We start from the raw sequence: 14840 nt of genomic DNA, 5'->3' as shown, positions 1-14840 counted from the left end.
CGGCTATCGGTGGTGCGTGGTGGAGGTCCCGCCGAGGCACAGCCCGGCGAGGCTGCTCTGCAGCAGGGTGTGGACGAACAGCAGGTCGGCGCCCCCGGAGGAGGCCGCACCGATCCGGTGCGGGGTGAGCGAGTCGAAGTGCGCGCTGTCCCCCGGCTCCAGGAGGTGCTCGGCCTCGCCCAGGTGGAGCCGCAGCCGCCCGTCCAGGACGTACAGCCATTCCTCGCCGGGGTGTACGCGGACCAGCTCGCCCTGGCTGCGGCCGTGGGGGACGTGCACGCGCAGCGCCTGCATGCCGCGGCCGGATCCGCCCGCCTGCCAGTACGTCCACCCGTCGGCCTCGCGGGCACCGGGACCGCCGGCCCGTACGATGGGATCGGCGACGGCGGGCGTCTCGCCGAGCAGCTCGGAGACCGTCGTACCGTAGGTGCGAGCGAGCCCGAGCAGGAGCGGCAGCGAGGGCTGGCGCCGGCCGGTCTCCAGACGGGACAGGTGGGCGGGCGAGAGCCGGGCCCGGGCGGCGGCGGCCTCCAGGGTGAGTCCGGCGCGGCGGCGCAGTTCGCGCAGTTGCGGCGCCACGGCGGGCAGCTCGTCGGCCGCGTCTTCGGGGCCGGGGGCAGGACCGGGTTTCATGCCCCGATTGAGCCAGAACCTTGCCTGCCTGGCAATCTCCCTTGCCTCTGAGGCAAAACCGCGAGGTGCAGCTCGGTGCCGTCCCGCGACCTCGGCTACGGCCCGGCCTCCTGTCCGAGCACGGTCTCCACCGTGTCGGCCTGCTCCGCGTCCTTGTCCGGGCGGTGCCTCAGGACCCGTGCGAAGCGCAGGGCCACTCCGGCCGGGTAGCGCGGGGAGCGCTGCAGGCCGTCGTAGGCGATCTCCACCACCAGTTCGGGCCGCACCCGCACGGTGAAGCCGTCGTCGGAGGTCGCGAGTGCGCGCAGCGCCCCCGTCTGCCAGCGCAGCATCTCGTCCGTGAGCCCCTTGAAGGTCTTGCCGAGCATGGCGTACGTGCCGTCGGCGGCCCTCGCCCCCAGGTGCAGGTTCGAGAGCAGTCCGGTGCGCCTGCCGTGGCCCCATTCGGCGGCGAGGACCACCAGGTCCAGGGTGTGCACCGGTTTCACCTTGAGCCAGTGTCTGCCGCGGCGGCCGGCCGCGTAGGCCGAGTCCAGGGCCTTGACCACCACCCCCTCGTGGCCGCGGCGCAGGCTCTCGGACCAGAACTCCTCGGCCTCGGCCGCCTGCGCGCCCGGATCCTCCACTGCGAGGCGCCGGACCCGGGCGTGCTCGGGCACGAGGGCGGCCAGGGCCTCGTACCGGTCCCGGACCGGGAGGTCGAGCAGGACGTCCTCACCGGCGGCCAGGACGTCGAAGAAGTAGGGGGCGGCCGGGAGCGTCCGCCTTGCGGCCTCGACGTCGATGCGGGAGCCGACCCGGCTCGCGATCTGCTGGAAGGGGACGGGGCGGCCGTCCGCCGCGCGTCCGATGACCTCGCCGTCGAGGATGAACCGCTCCCCCGGCAGCGCCCGGGCCAGCTCCGCCACCTCCGGGAGCCGCCCGGTGATCTCGTCCAGGGAGCGCGTGTACACCCGTACGTCGTCCCCGTCCCGGTGGACCTGAACGCGGATCCCGTCGAGCTTCTCCTCGACCGCGCACGGCCCGAGCGCGGCCAGCGCCTCGGCGACCGATGTGGCGGTGCCCGCCAGCATCGGCTGTACGGGCCGGCCGACGCGCAGGGTGACGGAGCTCAGCGCCTGCGCCCCTTCGGCGAGTACCGCGGCAGCCACCCTTGGCAGCGAGCCGTCCAGCATCACCGCCCGGCGCAGGTCGGCGGCCGGCACTCCGGCGGCCGCGGCCACGCCCTCCAGCGCCACCGCGTCCAGTGCGCCCTGCCGTACCTCGCCGGACAGCAGGCTGCGCAGGAACGCCTGCTCGGACCCGGTGGCCGCGCCCAGCAGGGTGTCGACGATCCGGCGCCGCTGCGCCTGCGCGCCGGGGCCCGCGACGGCGGCGAGTTCGGTGACCGCCGCGTCGACGCCGCGGACGGTCAGGGTGGGCTCCAGCGCCGGTTCGGTCTCCTGGGCGAGGACGCGCCAGCCGATGCCCGGGCGGCCCTGCGGCAGCCGCCCGGCGAGGTAGGAGATGACCAGACCGGCCTCGTCGGGCGGCGCGGCGGCGAAGAGCTCCGCGAGCAGGGCGGTCTTGCGGGAGCGGGCGGAGGCGGCGGCGACCTCCCGGGACACGCGCGCGACGTCGGCCAGCAGCATGCGGCCATCCTCCCGCCGGACGGCGCGGCGCGCAGGTCGGGATGCGGTGCAGGTCGGCCGCACGTACCGCAGGTGCGGTACGTGCGGGCGCCCGCCTAGTCCCTGAGAAGGTCGGGGGTTACGCCTGTGGGTGCTCGGAGGCCGGCTGCCGGGCCCTTAGGGTGCCCGTATGAAGCTCCGAATGCCCCGGCGCCGCCGGGACCGTCTCCTCGCGGGCGCCGCCGCGCTCGCCGTCGTGGCGGGGGCCGGTACCTGGACGGCCGCGTCGGCGGCCGGCGACGCTCCGGTCGTGCACCGTCAGGACCAGGTCCTGGACATGCCCGGCGCCGCCGTCGACACCTCCTACTTCACGGCGGGCGGTGCTGGGAACGGGGCGGAGAAACGTCCCGCCGTGCTCCTCGGGCACGGTTTCGGCGGCAGCAAGGACGATGTCCGCGAGCAGGCCGAGCGGCTGGCCCGCGACGGGTACGCCGTCATGACCTGGTCGGCGCGCGGCTTCGGCCGCTCCGGCGGCCGGATCGGGCTGAACGACCCCGAGAACGAGGTCAAGGACGTCTCCCGGCTGATCGACTGGCTCGCGGCCCGGCCGGAGGTGCGGCTCGACGCTGACGGTGATCCGCGAGTCGGCGTGTCCGGGGCCTCGTACGGCGGGGCGGTCTCGCTGCTCGCCGCCGGGCACGACCGTCGCGTGGACGCGATCGCTCCGCAGATCACCTACTGGAACCTCGCGGACTCCCTCTTCCCGAACGGCGTCTTCAAGAAGCTGTGGTCCGGCATCTTCTTCACCACCGGCTCGTCCGGCGGGATGCAGCAGGCCCGGCCCGGGCGGCCGGACCCGTCGGCCGCTCCCGGCTGCGGCCGGTTCCAGCCCGAGCTCTGCGCGATGTACGAACGCGTCGCGGTGGCCGGGAAGCCCGATCCCCAGGCGCGCGCCCTGCTGGAACAGCGCAGCCCCTCGGCCGTCGGCGACCGGATCAAGGTGCCGACCCTCATCGTGCAGGGCCAGGACGACTCCCTCTTCCCGCTGGACCAGGCCGACGCGATGGCCCGGGCCATCGCGTCGAACGGGGCCCCCGTCTCCGTGGACTGGGCGGCCGGCGGGCACGACGGCGGCATGCGCGAGGCGGACCGGGTCGAGGACCGGGTGGCGGCCTGGTTCGACCGCCACCTGAAGGGGGACGAGGGCGCGGAAACCGGCCCGGCGTTCCGGGTCTCCCGTTCCGGCGGCATCGATTCCACCGATGGCCAGGTGACGCTGCGCGGCGCGACCGGCGACCGCTACCCCGGGCTGGTCTCCGGCCCGCGGCAGTTCGCCCTGACGGGGCGGGAGCAGACCTTCGCCAATCCGGCGGGCGGCGCGCCTCCGGCCCTGTCCTCGCTGCCCGGCATCGGCGGGCAGCTCGCCGCCTTCGGCGCCGGGCTCTCCCTGGACTTCCCCGGGCAGAACGCCCGGTTCGAGTCGGCGCCGCTGACCGAGGACGTACAGGTCACCGGGACCCCGACCGTAACCCTGAACGTGAGGTCGACAGCGGCCGACGGGTCGGCCGTGCTGTTCGGCAAGATGTACGACGTGGGACCCGACGGGCAGCAGCAGGTGCTGCCCGGTCAGCTCGTCGCCCCGGTGCGCGTGGAGAACGCGCAGCAGGGTGTGAGCGTGCAGCTGAAGCTGCCCGCCATCGACCACTCCGCCGTGGCGGGGCACCGGCTGCGGCTGGTGGTCGCCGCCACCGACCTCGGCTACGCCACCCCGGCCGCGCCGGCCGCCTACACGGTCTCCGTGGAGGGCCCGCTGGCCGTGCCCGTCGCGACCGGGGTACGGACCGCCTCGGCCGGGCTGCCCGCCTGGACCTGGTGGCTGCCGCTGGGCGCGGCGGCGCTGGCCGCGGGGCTGCTCGGGATCCGGCGCACCGGCCGGGGGGCCGCGGGGACGCGGCCGGGCCCGGCACAGCCGGACGCCGCGCTGGCCGGCGTACCCCTGGAGATCACCGGACTGACGAAGCGGTACGCCAAGGCGCAGGACCGGTACGCGGTGCGGGACCTGTCGTTCCGGGTGGAGAAGGGGCAGGTGCTGGGGCTGCTCGGGCCCAACGGGGCGGGCAAGACCACCACCCTGCGGATGCTGATGGGGCTGATCTCGCCGGACGCCGGGGAGATCCGGGTGTTCGGGCACGCGGTGCGGCCCGGCGCTCCGGTGCTGTCGCGGGTCGGGGCGTTCGTGGAGGGTGCGGGGTTCCTGCCGCATCTGACGGGCCGCGCCAATCTGGAGCTGTACTGGCAGGCCACCGGCCGGCCTGCCGAGGACTCGCACATGGCGGAGGCGCTGGAGATCGCGGGGCTGGGCGACGCGCTGGAGCGCGCGGTGCGCACGTACTCGCAGGGCATGCGCCAGCGCCTCGCGATCGCGCAGGCGATGCTCGGGATGCCGGACCTGCTGATCCTCGACGAGCCGACGAACGGTCTGGACCCGCCGCAGATCCGGGAGATGCGGGACGTGATGATCCGCTACGCCGCCGGCGGGCGGACGGTCATCGTCTCCAGCCACCTGCTGTCCGAGGTGGAGCAGTCCTGCACGCACCTGGTGGTCATGGACCGCGGACAGCGGGTCGCGGCGGGCGAGGTCGCCGAGATCACCGGTGGCGGGGACACGCTGCTGGTGACGCTGGCGGAGCCGGTGGACGCGGTGGGCGTCGAGAAGGTGGCGGCACTGGAGGGAGTGGGTTCCGTGGTGGCCGCCGACGACGGGCTGCTCGTACGGCTCGAAGGCGCGACGGCCGCGGGGCTGATCGCCGAACTCGTACGGCTGGAGGTGCCGGTGACCGGAGTGGGACCGCACCGGCGACTGGAGGACGCGTTCCTCACCCTGATCGGAGGTTCGGCGTGAGCGCCGTACAGGAGGTGGCCGCGGGCTACCGGGCGAGCCGTACGCTGCCGCTGCGCGTGGAAGCGCTGCGGCAGTGGCGCCGGCGGCGGACGCTGGTGATGGGCGGGGTGCTGGCGGCGCTGCCGTTCATCCTGATGATCGCGTTCGCGGTGGGCGGCGGTCCGGGCAGCCGGGACGGCGGGACCGGCCGCGTCACGCTGATCGACACGGCCACGGCCTCGGGCGCGAACTTCGCCGCGACCTGTCTGTTCGTCTCGGCCGGCTTCCTGCTGGTGGTGCCGGTGGCGCTGTTCTGCGGGGACACGGTGGCCTCGGAGGCGAGCTGGTCCTCGCTGCGCTACCTGCTGGCCTCGCCGGTGCCGCGGATGCGGCTGCTGTGGAGCAAGCTGGTGGTGGCGCTGGGCTTCAGCCTGGCCGCGATGGTGCTGCTGCCGGTGGTCGCGCTGGCGGCCGGGGACACCGTGCCGCGGCTCGCGCTGGCGGTGGCCTTCGTCTTCGTGTCGCAGCTGGTGACGGCGGGTCTGGCGTTCTGGCTGTCCACACGCACGGACGCGCCGCTGGGCGCGGTGGGCGGGGCGGTCGGTCTGACGATCGTCGGCAATGTGCTGGACGCGGTGACGGCGCTCGGATCGTGGCGCGAGTTCCTGCCGGCGCACTGGCAGTTCGCGTGGGCGGACGCGTTGCAGCCGCAGCTGGAGTGGGGCGGGATGGTGAAGGGGGCGGTGGTGTCGGTGTCGTACGCGCTGGTGCTCTTCGCGCTCGCGTTCCGCGGGTTCTCGCGCAAGGACATCGTGTCGTGAGCGGACACCCCCGGACCCGGCCCGGTAGGGCAGGGGTCGGGGGTGGCGCGGAGGTCCTGTGGCGTCCGCCATTCGAAGGAAACTGCCCCCACGGGCCGCAGCTCCGCATCCGGCCCGTGTGGTTGCTGGCATCTTGAGGGTTCATGCAAGCACCCACCGGCAACGCCGCCACAGTCCCACCGCAACAGTCGGGTACCGCGGAACAGGCGGCTCCGGAGCCGGCCGCGGCCAGCGGCCCCGGGGCCACCTGGTGGATCTGGGCCATGGCGGGAACGCTGTTCCTCGCCTACACGGCCTTGTCCCTGCGGATCCACGAGCATCTGCTCTCCCACTCGTTCGACCTGGGGATCTTCGTACAGGTCGTGCGGTCCTACGCAGACGGGCACCTGCCCGTCTCCGAGGTCAAGGGGCCGGACTTCCCCGTCCTGGGCGACCACTTCTCTCCCATCCTGGCCGTTCTGGCGCCGCTGTACTGGCTGTGGCCGTCGGTGAAGCTACTGCTCGTCGCGCAGGCCGCCCTGGTCGCCGCGAGCGTGCTGCCACTGGCCTTCTGGGCCCGAAGGACTCTCGGATCCGCGGCCGCCGTGGTCATCGGCGGCTGTTACGCCGTCTCGTGGGGCATCGCGAGCGGGGTCGCCTACGACTTCCACGAATGGGCCTTCGCCGTTCCGCTGCTCGCCTTCTCCCTGACCGCCCTCGGCAGCGGCCGGCTGCGCGCCGCCGCGTACTGGGCGCTGCCGCTCGTGCTGGTGAAGGAGGACCTCGGCCTCACGGTGGCCGTGATCGGCGTGGTCATCGCGTGGCGGGGTGGACGCCGTGGCCGCAGGCTGGGGCTCGTCACGGCCGCGGCCGGGCTGGCTGCGGCCACGCTCGCCGTGCTGACCCTGGCCTCCTTCCATCCGGGCGGCTTCGACGGCTATTTCGCCTCCCACAATCCCGGCGGCGGCGCGGACAGCGGGTCGGACGGCGGCTTCGTGGAACTCCTCCACCAGGGGACGCTCGGTCTCATCACCCCGCAGGAGAAGGTGACGACCCTCATCCTCATGCTGGCTCCCACCCTGTTCCTGGCGCTGCGCTCGCCGCTCCTGCTGATCGCGCTGCCCACCGTGATGTGGCGCCTCGCCTCGGATTACCCGGCGCACTGGGGCACCAGCTACCACTACGGGCTGCTGATCATGCCGATCGTCTTCGCGGCATTCATCGACGCCCTGCACCGACGGGGTGCGAGTGGCCGCAGCCTGTACCGGTACCTGGCGGGCTCCGCGGCGGTCACCCTGCTGCTGCTGCCGCACTTCCCGTTGTGGCAGCTGGTCCAGCCGGCGACCTGGCAGACCGATCCCCGGAGCGCGGTGGCCCGCAGTGTGATGGCCGAGATCCCGGACGGAGCCACGGTCCAGGCGTCGAACAACCTGGGGCCCCACCTCGCCGACCGCACCAGCGTGAGCGTCTACGGTTGGGGGGACAGCCGCCCCGATCCCGAGTGGATCATCGTTGACACCAAGGTCGCGCCGAACCACCGTTGGCCGATGTCGGTCCGGCAGGAGCTGATCGCCCTCGACTTCGCCCGCATCCGGGGTTACCGCACCGTCAAGGAGAAGGACGGTTTCGTCCTCCTGAGCCGTAAGGGATAGCGGTCCCCACGGCGCCTGGGGCTCAGTGCGGCAACGGCCCTGGGTGCTGCAGGACGCGGAGGGGTGAGCCGTCGAGGAACGCCTGGATGTCCTCGACGGCTTCGCCGTAATAGGTGGCGTAGTTGGACCGTGTCACATAGCCCAGGTGCGGTGTGGCGAGCAGCCTCGGGGCCGTGCGCAAGGGGTGCTCGGCGGGAAGCGGCTCGATGTCGAAGACGTCGATGCCCGCACCCGCGATCCGGCCCGCGCGCAGGGCTTCGAGGAGCGCCGCCTGGTCCACGATCGCCGCCCGGGAGGTGTTGACCAGGTAGGCCGTCGGCCGCATCAGCGCGAGCTCGGCGGCGCCGATCAGGCCGCGGCTGCGCTCGCCGAGGGCGAGGTGGACGGAGACGAAGTCGCTGCTCGCCAGCAGCTCCTCCTTGGACGGGGCGAGGGCCACCCCCACCTCGTCGGCGCGTTCCTCGGTGAGGTTCGGGCTCCAGGCCACCACGTCCATGCCGAAGGCGAGCCCGACGCGGGCGACCCGGCTGCCGATCTTGCCGAGGCCGAGCAGCCCCAGCCGCCGCCCGTGCAGGTCCGCGCCGACGCCCTGCTGCCAGGGGCCGCCGCCGCGCAGGGCGGCGTTCTCCTGGACCAGGCCCCGGGCCAGGCCCAGCAGCAGGGTCCAGGTGAGTTCGACGGGCGGCGTGGAGGAGCTGCCGGTCCCGCACACGGTCACGCCGTTGCGTGCGGCTGCCGCGTAGTCGATCACCGAGTTGCGCATGCCGGAGGCGATGAGCAGGCGCAGGCGCGGCAGCCGGTCGAGGAGCGACGCCGGGAACGGGACGCGTTCGCGCAGGGTGACCACGATGTCGAAGCCGGCCAGCCGTCCGGCGAGCACGTCCTCGTCGTCCGTGTGGTCGTTGAAGGCGACCACTTCGACACGGCCGGCGAGCGGCGACCAGTCCGCGGCGGTGCTCCCGACGTCCTGGAAGTCGTCGAGGAGCGCACAGCGCAGGGGCCGCCGCCCGCCGCCCGTCACGCGCCGGTGCCCGGGGCGATGGCGTCGATCTCGGCGAGCAGCTCGGCGTCGAGCGGGCGGTCGGCGACGGCCGCGTTGGCGCGCACCTGCTCGGCGGAGGTGGCTCCCGCGATGACGGAGGCGCAGCCGGGCTGGGCGGAGAGCCAGCCGATGGCGAGTTCGAGGACGGTGCGGCCGTGCTTCTCGGCCAGCGCGGCCAGGGCTTCGACCACGTCGAGGCGCTCGTCGGTGAGGTACGCGTCGCGGCCTTCGAGGCGGGAGCCGGCCGGGACGGGCGCGCCGCGGCGGATCTTGCCGGTCAGCAGCCCGTTGGCGAGCGGGAAGTACGGGAGCACGCCGACGCCGTAGTGCAGGGCCGCCGGGACCAGCTCGCGCTCCACGGACCGCTCGAGCAGCGACCACTCGTTCTGCGCCGACACGAAGGGGACCGAGCCGGTCTCGCGCGCGACGTGGGCGGCTTCGGCGAGCTGCCAGCCGGAGAGGTTGGAGTGGCCGATGTAGCGGACCTTGCCCTCCGCCACGAGCTCGGTCAGCGCGGCCAGGGTCTCGGCAATCGGGGTGGCCGGGTCGGGGCTGTGCAGCTGGAAGAGGTCGATGTGGTCGGTGTCGAGGCGGCGCAGCGATTCCTCGACGGCCCGCCGGATGTACGCGCGGCCGCCGAGGGATCCGGCGGCGGGCCCGTACTTCATGTCCACCCCGTCGTAGCCGAACTTGGTGGCGAGGACGACCTGGTCGCGGCGGCCCTTGAGGGCCTTCCCGAGGTGGACCTCGGAGCCGCCCGCGTTGCCGTAGATGTCGGCGGTGTCGAGGAGGGTGATGCCCGCGTCCAGGGCGGCGTCGACGACGGCGCGGGTGGCCTGGGCGTCGAGCCGGCCACCGAAGTTGTTACAGCCGAGGCCGACGGCGGAGACCTGCAGACCTGAACTGCCCAGGGGGAGATAGCGCATGCGTTTCGTTCCTCAGACTCGTCGGGTACATGATCAACCAAGTGGTCAGTCTAGGCCGCCCGGTGCGGTGGCGGTACGGCGTCGGCGCCGTGCGACGTGAACACCGTGTGTCGCGAGCCCGGCCAGCGCGGCGCCGGCCAGGGCCCACACCTCGGGGCGGCCGGCGCTGCCCCCTTCCTCGTCCCCTTCTCCGTCCCCTTCCGCGTCCACGACGGTGACCGTGCCGCCCCCGGCGGTGTACGGGCGGCTCCCCGCGGTGTCGCCGGAGTCGAGCGGGTTCACGTAGTCGAAGGTGACGGAGAGCGGATACTCACCGGGCCGCGCGTCGGCCCTGATCCGCGCCCAGCCCAGGTAGGACCGGCCGTTGTAGCCGATCTGGTTGTCCTCCGGCTCCTCCGTCAGGACCGGGCTGCTCACCTTGACCACGCGCAGCTGCCGCCCCGCGGGAACGCGGGCCTCGTGCTGCGGATCGTCCTTGGCCATCACCGGTACGAGTTCCCCCGCGCGGCCGTCCTGCTCCGCGGAGGCCCATCCGCTCGCCCAGGACGGAGTGGCCGCGGCCCCGACCGCCAGGGCCGCGGCGCATACGACGAAGGCGGCTGCGGGCGCGGTGCGGCCGATCCCGCGGGTCCGGCCGATCCCGCGAGTCCGGCTGATCCGGCTGATCCGACGTGTCCGGCTGTTCATGTCCCCGACTCCCCTGTCTCACCCGACCGTTCCGTCAGGGAGGAGGGACATCGGGGAGCACAGGTTGCCTTGGGCCGGCGGGGGGACAGGGCTACTGGAGCGTGACGACCGTCGTGCGGCCGAGGTCGGGCCGGTCGCGCAGCGGCAGCTCGGTGCCGGGGCGCTCCAGTTCGAGGACGACGATCTCGTTCTCTCCGTCGCGCCACAGGGGTCCGGGGGCGTAAAGGGTGCGCTGCGGGCCGCGCGGGGTGTCGTAGTGGCCGAGGAGGAAGCCGTTCAGCCAGACCAGCCCGGTCCCCCAGCCGGACATGTCGAGGAAGGCGTCGGCCGGCCCGTGGCCGTCGGCGAGCGCGTGGGTGAAACGGTGGAAGGCGGGGCGTCCGGCCGGCCGGTCCGCTGCGGGGGCCGCGGCGTGGTTCCCGGACCAGTCGAGCCGGTCGATTCCGGTCGGATCGGTGAGCGGCAGCGGCCGGATCTCCCACTCGAACAGCTGCTGGTGACCGTGGCGTACTCCGCGCCAGATGCCCTTGCGGTCGTCGAGGAGCGGGCCGTAGTTGACCCGCCCCTGGGCCCGGACCAGTACGTCGAGGACCACTCCGCTCTCGCCGACCGCCAGGTGGAGCCCCTCGTCGGGGGTGTTCCGGTCGAGGACGCCGAGCGGCACTCCGTCGGCGAACACGTACGCGCGGTCGCCGAGGCCGTCGATCCTGACGGGCATGGCGGGCCGCGGGCCGGTGACGGCGGTGCGGTAGTGGATCAGGCCGTGGCTCTGTCCGAGCCGCTCCATCGGCTCGGGGGCGGGGCGCAGTACCGCAGGCCCGGCAAGGAGGTCGAGGCGGTCGAGCAGGTCCGCGGTGCCCGCGGGGGTGGCCAGGGCGGGGGTGATCCGGGGCGGCGGCTCGGGCAGCGGTGCGTCGGGGAGCGGCAGGTACTTGCCGATGACCTCGCGGAACGCGTGGAACTTCGGCGTGAGTTCGCCGGCCTCGCCGATGGGTGCGTCGTAGTCGTAGCTGGTGACGGTGGGCTCGTAGCCGGCGTCTCCGGGCCGGGATCCGGTGTGGTTGGCGCCGGCCCAGAAGCCGAAGTTGGTGCCTCCGTGGGCCATGTAGAGGTTGACGGAGGCGCCGGTGGCGAGGAGTTCGTCGAGTGATCCGGCCGCGTCATCGACGGCGCGGACGTGGTGGTCCTCGCCCCAGTGGTCGAACCAGCCGATCCAGAACTCCATGGCGGCGAGCGGGCCGGTCCGCTGGTAGCCGCGCAGGGCGTCGAGGCGTTCGGCGGGCCGGGCTCCGAAGGTGGCGGTGGCGAGCCGGCCGGGGAGCATGCCGCCCTGGAGCATGGCGTCCTCGGGGCCGTCTGCGGTGAACAGCAGGCAGTCGACGCCGCGTTCGACGAGGGACTGCTCCACGTGGGCGCGGTAGTGGGTGTCGTTGCCGTAGGAGCCGTACTCGTTCTCGATCTGTACGGCGACGACGGGGCCGCCCCGGCTCGCGAGCAACGGCAGCAGTTCCGGGACGACGAGCTCGAACCAGCCGTCCACCTCGGCCTCGAAGCGCGGGTCTGAGCAGCGCAGGTGGAGCCCGTCGACGGCGAGGAGGCGTGCGGGCAGGCCGCCGAAGTCCCATTCGGCACAGATGTACGGGCCGGGGCGGACGATGGCGTCGAGGCCTAGGTCCTGGGCCAGGCGCAGGAACCGGCCGAGGTCGCGCCAGCCGGTGAAGTCGGCCTTGCCGGGGGCGGTCTCGTGGAAGTTCCAGGGGACGTACGTGTCCACGGTGTTCGCCCCCAGGGCGCGCAGGCGCGTGAGCCGGTCCTCCCACAGGTCCGGGTGGACCCGGAAGTAGTGGAGGGCGCCCGAGAGGATGCGGTGGGGGCGGCCCGCGCGCCGGAATCCGTCCTGGTCGTACGTGAGCATGCGCTGACTCCCGAGAGAGGTCGAGATGCCGAGAAGTACGGAACGCCGCCGAATATATGAACGCACCGTCCGAGCCGTCAATGACCAATTGATCGGATTCGATCGAATCGATCGATTCGATTCCCTATGATGTCGCCGACACCAGCCACTCCGGCGGATTGCAGGGGGACACCTTGAGAAGACACGTGAACCAGCGTCAGGCACAGGTGCTCGAGCTCGTCCGGGCACGCGGCACCGTGCGCGTGGCGGACCTGGCCCGGGAGCTCGGCGTCTCCCCCGTCACCCTGCGCCGGGACATCGAGGCGATGGCGGCGCGGGGCGAGATCCAGCGGATGCACGGGGGGATCAGCCGGGCGGACCCGGGCCGGGCTCCGGCTCCTCCGGCCGCTGCCGTCGCGGGCGCGGGCGGAGGTGCAGGCGCAGGCGCCGCAGTGGGGCTGGTGGTCGGGATGGTCGTCCCGACCACCGAGTACTACTACGCCGATGTCGTCCGCGGGGCCCGCGAAGCGGTCGAGGCACGGGGTGCGCGGCTGACCGTCGGACTGACCCGGTACCTGCCGGGCGAGGACCGGACGCAGGCGGACCGGCTGCTGTCCACGGGGGCACACGGGCTGCTGCTGACACCGAACTGGGAAGCCGGGTCGCCGGGGCCCGGTGAGGGTGCCTGGACTGCCGAACTCCCGGTTCCGACGGTACTGGTGGAGCGCTGGGCACCGGCGGGGCATCCGGCGGCCTCGCTGGACCGGGTGGCCTCCGACCACGCGCACGGTGCGGCCCGCGCGGTGCAGCACCTGGTGGAGCTGGGTCACCGGCGGATCGCCCTGGCCAGCCGCGCGACCCCGACCACGGCACGGCTGCGGGCCGGGTACGAGGCCGCCGTGTCCGCGCTCGGACTGGAACCGGCCCCGCCGTGGCCGGCGGCGGGCCCGGGCCCGCTCTCGGACGCTGACATGTTCGCCCGGACGCTGGACTACCTCTGCGAGGCGGTGACGGCGGGCGGGGTGACCGCCGCCCTCGTCCACAGCGACACCGACGCGATCATGCTGATCCCGAGGCTCCAGGCGCGCGGCGTGCGAGTGCCGGAGGACTTGGCGGTGATCACGTACGACGACGAGGTGGCCGGCATGGCCGACGTACCCCTCTCGGCAGTGGCACCGGCCAAGCACGAGGTGGGCGCGCGAGCGGCCGCCCTCCTCCTGGACCGCCTGTCGGCCGCCGCCCCGGACGCTGCCCCCCGCCAGCACCTGGACCTCCTCCCCCGCCTCACGATCCGCTCGTGACCGGTGTCAGGCAGCCGTCCACGGAACACGGCAGGTGTGCGGAGCCGTTCCCTCCGGACACAAGGTCTTGATCACTTCCTTGCGGATCGCCCGCCATGTCCGCAGGGAACACACCAAGTGGACGCGCAGTTCGATCGGTTGGCGTGTGCCGCTGCTCCGAGCGGGATGTTCCACGGCCCACTGTTCCGCCAGGAAGTCGTAGACGTCGGCGGTCGACAGGTCGCTCCCGGAAAAAGTGTGCGCGGCGGTCTCACCGATGACCCGCGCACTCCGGGAGGCGACGGCGTCCCCGACCAGGTGCCTCACCCAGGCCAGCCCCTGCTCGTCCGCGTACAAGCCGAACTTCAGGTCGCGCCTCCTCATCGCGTCAGACCCTTGCTGCGGTCGTCCTCGTTCGCGGTGAGGGCGGTGGTGAACCAGGAGTGGACGGGAGCGAGTGTGGGTGAGGGGGGCCATCCGTTGATCGTTGCCAGGAGCTGCCAGTAGCGCGCGGCGTCCGGGTCGGCGGTCGTCTGCAGGCGGGCGAGGAGCCAGCGGCGGAGATCGGCTTCGTCGGCACGCTCGAACGCGTGGGCGTAGAGGCTGCCCAACGAGTCGGCGAGGGACGCTCCTCGGGCGGAGGCCGGCAGGAGGCCGGCGGACACGGCTTCGTCGATGCGTTCACGCATCGCTTGGTCGAGAGCGTCGTGCAGAGTGCCGACGTCCTGTTGGGAGGGCTCTTCCGCCTGGTCCTCGGCCGTGCGGCGCAGCGCGACGCGGAAGTCGGCGTCCTGGCAGAGTCCGGCGAGTTCCACCCAGGCCTCGAGCTGTTCGGGCGTGGGATCGTCGGGGAGCTCGGGCATCGCGGATCGCATCAGGGTCACGAACTCGGGGTTGGTGTGAAGGCCTTTGAAGGCGTCGTCGATGAAGCCGGAGACCAGTCGGCGTCGTTCGGCCTGGGAGAGCGTGGCAAGTCGGTGCATGAGGTCCATCTCCATGGTGGTGGGGCCGCGCCTGGCGACGGCGCGGAGTACTGCCCGGCGCAGGCGGAGCGTCTCGATCTGCACGTCCAGGGCGTTGGCGTGCGCTTCCGTGACGTCCGCGACGGACGCCTCCCGGTCCAGCACCTTGCGCACGGTCGCCAGATCGAGCCCGAGATCGCGCAGCGTGCGGGCCAGGTCCAGGCGTGCGAGTGCGTCGGGGCCGTAGAGCCGGTAGCCCGCCGGGCTCCGGTCGGTCGGCGGGACGATGCCCTGGTCGGAATAGAACCGGATGGTCTTCACCGTCAGGCCGGTCCGGCGGGATAGTTCTCCGATGGAATGGAGCACGTCGCTGTCCATGCCCCCAGCTTGAGGTCTCCCCCCACGGGAGACTCAACCGGGCCCGGGAGCATGCTGCCCGGCGCGCCCCGCCGCCGCGGCGGGGCGCGCCGGGC

Annotated in this window: 12 protein-coding genes; 4 read left to right on the top strand and 8 right to left on the bottom strand. The window is 73.3% G+C overall.

Annotated features, from left to right (window positions below):
• Nucleotides 1-3: 3 nt before the first annotated feature.
• Together PV721_RS11850 and PV721_RS11845 are read right to left on the bottom strand one after the other, a co-directional pair.
• On the bottom strand, nucleotides 4-633 hold the full coding sequence (locus PV721_RS11850; RefSeq protein ID WP_319723127.1) for an XRE family transcriptional regulator: 630 nt from the start codon (nucleotides 631-633) through the stop codon (nucleotides 4-6).
• Nucleotides 634-728: 95 nt separating this feature from the next.
• Nucleotides 729-2264 (bottom strand): ATP-dependent DNA ligase, encoded by a 1536-nt coding sequence (locus tag PV721_RS11845; RefSeq protein ID WP_319723125.1) that lies wholly within the window; start codon nucleotides 2262-2264, stop codon nucleotides 729-731.
• A gap of 169 nt (nucleotides 2265-2433) precedes the next feature.
• Here PV721_RS11845 and PV721_RS11840 point away from each other — a divergent pair, with 169 nt between their 5' ends.
• The 3 genes from PV721_RS11840 to PV721_RS11830 all read left to right on the top strand — a co-directional run bounded on the left by PV721_RS11840 (nucleotide 2434) and on the right by PV721_RS11830 (nucleotide 7576).
• Entirely contained in the window at nucleotides 2434-5145 is a 2712-nt protein-coding gene (locus tag PV721_RS11840; protein WP_319723123.1) for an alpha/beta fold hydrolase, read from the top strand.
• A complete protein-coding gene (locus tag PV721_RS11835) occupies nucleotides 5142-5945 on the top strand; it encodes an ABC transporter permease (RefSeq protein WP_319723121.1) in 804 nt (267 codons plus the stop codon). The genes PV721_RS11840 and PV721_RS11835 overlap by 4 nt, the downstream gene beginning before the upstream one ends.
• A 143-nt stretch (nucleotides 5946-6088) precedes the next feature.
• Nucleotides 6089-7576 carry a DUF2079 domain-containing protein gene (locus PV721_RS11830; RefSeq protein ID WP_319723119.1) on the top strand — a complete coding sequence of 496 codons (1488 nt, stop codon included), beginning with the start codon at nucleotides 6089-6091 and terminating at the stop codon, nucleotides 7574-7576.
• A gap of 22 nt (nucleotides 7577-7598) precedes the next feature.
• On the opposite strand, the gene PV721_RS11825 is transcribed toward PV721_RS11830, so the two are convergent.
• From PV721_RS11825 to PV721_RS11810, 4 genes are all read right to left on the bottom strand, one after another.
• The gene (locus PV721_RS11825; protein ID WP_319723116.1) at nucleotides 7599-8597 is read right to left on the bottom strand and encodes a D-2-hydroxyacid dehydrogenase family protein; all 999 of its coding nucleotides are present in this window, start codon (nucleotides 8595-8597) and stop codon (nucleotides 7599-7601) included.
• The gene (locus PV721_RS11820) at nucleotides 8594-9544 is read right to left on the bottom strand and encodes an aldo/keto reductase (RefSeq protein WP_319723114.1); all 951 of its coding nucleotides are present in this window, start codon (nucleotides 9542-9544) and stop codon (nucleotides 8594-8596) included. The genes PV721_RS11825 and PV721_RS11820 overlap by 4 nt, the downstream gene beginning before the upstream one ends.
• Before the next feature lie 45 nt (nucleotides 9545-9589).
• Nucleotides 9590-10231 (bottom strand): hypothetical protein, encoded by a 642-nt coding sequence (locus tag PV721_RS11815; protein ID WP_319723112.1) that lies wholly within the window; start codon nucleotides 10229-10231, stop codon nucleotides 9590-9592.
• Between the two features lie 91 nt (nucleotides 10232-10322).
• Complete coding sequence (locus PV721_RS11810) at nucleotides 10323-12146, bottom strand: beta-galactosidase family protein (RefSeq protein WP_319723110.1); 1824 nt, start codon at nucleotides 12144-12146, stop codon at nucleotides 10323-10325.
• Nucleotides 12147-12319: 173 nt separating this feature from the next.
• Between PV721_RS11810 and PV721_RS11805 the strand changes: the two genes are divergently transcribed.
• Nucleotides 12320-13426, top strand: a complete 1107-nt coding sequence (locus PV721_RS11805) for a substrate-binding domain-containing protein (protein WP_319723109.1) — start codon at nucleotides 12320-12322, stop codon at nucleotides 13424-13426.
• Between the two features lie 6 nt (nucleotides 13427-13432).
• Here PV721_RS11805 and PV721_RS11800 read toward each other — a convergent pair whose 3' ends face one another.
• Both PV721_RS11800 and PV721_RS11795 read right to left on the bottom strand, forming a co-directional pair.
• Nucleotides 13433-13789 (bottom strand): hypothetical protein, encoded by a 357-nt coding sequence (locus PV721_RS11800; protein WP_319723107.1) that lies wholly within the window; start codon nucleotides 13787-13789, stop codon nucleotides 13433-13435.
• Nucleotides 13786-14745, bottom strand: coding sequence for a MerR family transcriptional regulator (locus tag PV721_RS11795; protein ID WP_319723106.1), 960 nt, complete (start codon nucleotides 14743-14745; stop codon nucleotides 13786-13788). The genes PV721_RS11800 and PV721_RS11795 overlap by 4 nt, the downstream gene beginning before the upstream one ends.
• Between the last annotated feature and the right edge of the window lie 95 nt (nucleotides 14746-14840).

It is taken from the genome of Streptomyces sp. MB09-01 (genome assembly GCF_033794505.1).
Lineage (GTDB): Bacteria > Actinomycetota > Actinomycetes > Streptomycetales > Streptomycetaceae > Streptomyces.
This window is presented reverse-complemented; position numbering and strand designations above follow the sequence as displayed.

Bases quoted from the DNA above. Each gene is read 5' to 3' on its own strand.
- PV721_RS11850 (WP_319723127.1), bottom strand. From the start codon at position 633: ATGAAACCCGGTCCTGCCCCCGGCCCCGAAGACGCGGCCGACGAGCTG.
- PV721_RS11845 (WP_319723125.1), bottom strand. From the start codon at position 2,264: ATGCTGCTGGCCGACGTCGCGCGCGTGTCCCGGGAGGTCGCCGCCGCC.
- PV721_RS11840 (WP_319723123.1), top strand. From the start codon at position 2,434: ATGAAGCTCCGAATGCCCCGGCGCCGCCGGGACCGTCTCCTCGCGGGC.
- PV721_RS11830 (WP_319723119.1), top strand. From the start codon at position 6,089: ATGCAAGCACCCACCGGCAACGCCGCCACAGTCCCACCGCAACAGTCG.
- PV721_RS11820 (WP_319723114.1), bottom strand. From the start codon at position 9,544: ATGCGCTATCTCCCCCTGGGCAGTTCAGGTCTGCAGGTCTCCGCCGTC.
- PV721_RS11815 (WP_319723112.1), bottom strand. From the start codon at position 10,231: ATGAACAGCCGGACACGTCGGATCAGCCGGATCAGCCGGACTCGCGGG.
- PV721_RS11810 (WP_319723110.1), bottom strand. From the start codon at position 12,146: ATGCTCACGTACGACCAGGACGGATTCCGGCGCGCGGGCCGCCCCCAC.
- PV721_RS11800 (WP_319723107.1), bottom strand. From the start codon at position 13,789: ATGAGGAGGCGCGACCTGAAGTTCGGCTTGTACGCGGACGAGCAGGGG.
- PV721_RS11795 (WP_319723106.1), bottom strand. From the start codon at position 14,745: ATGGACAGCGACGTGCTCCATTCCATCGGAGAACTATCCCGCCGGACC.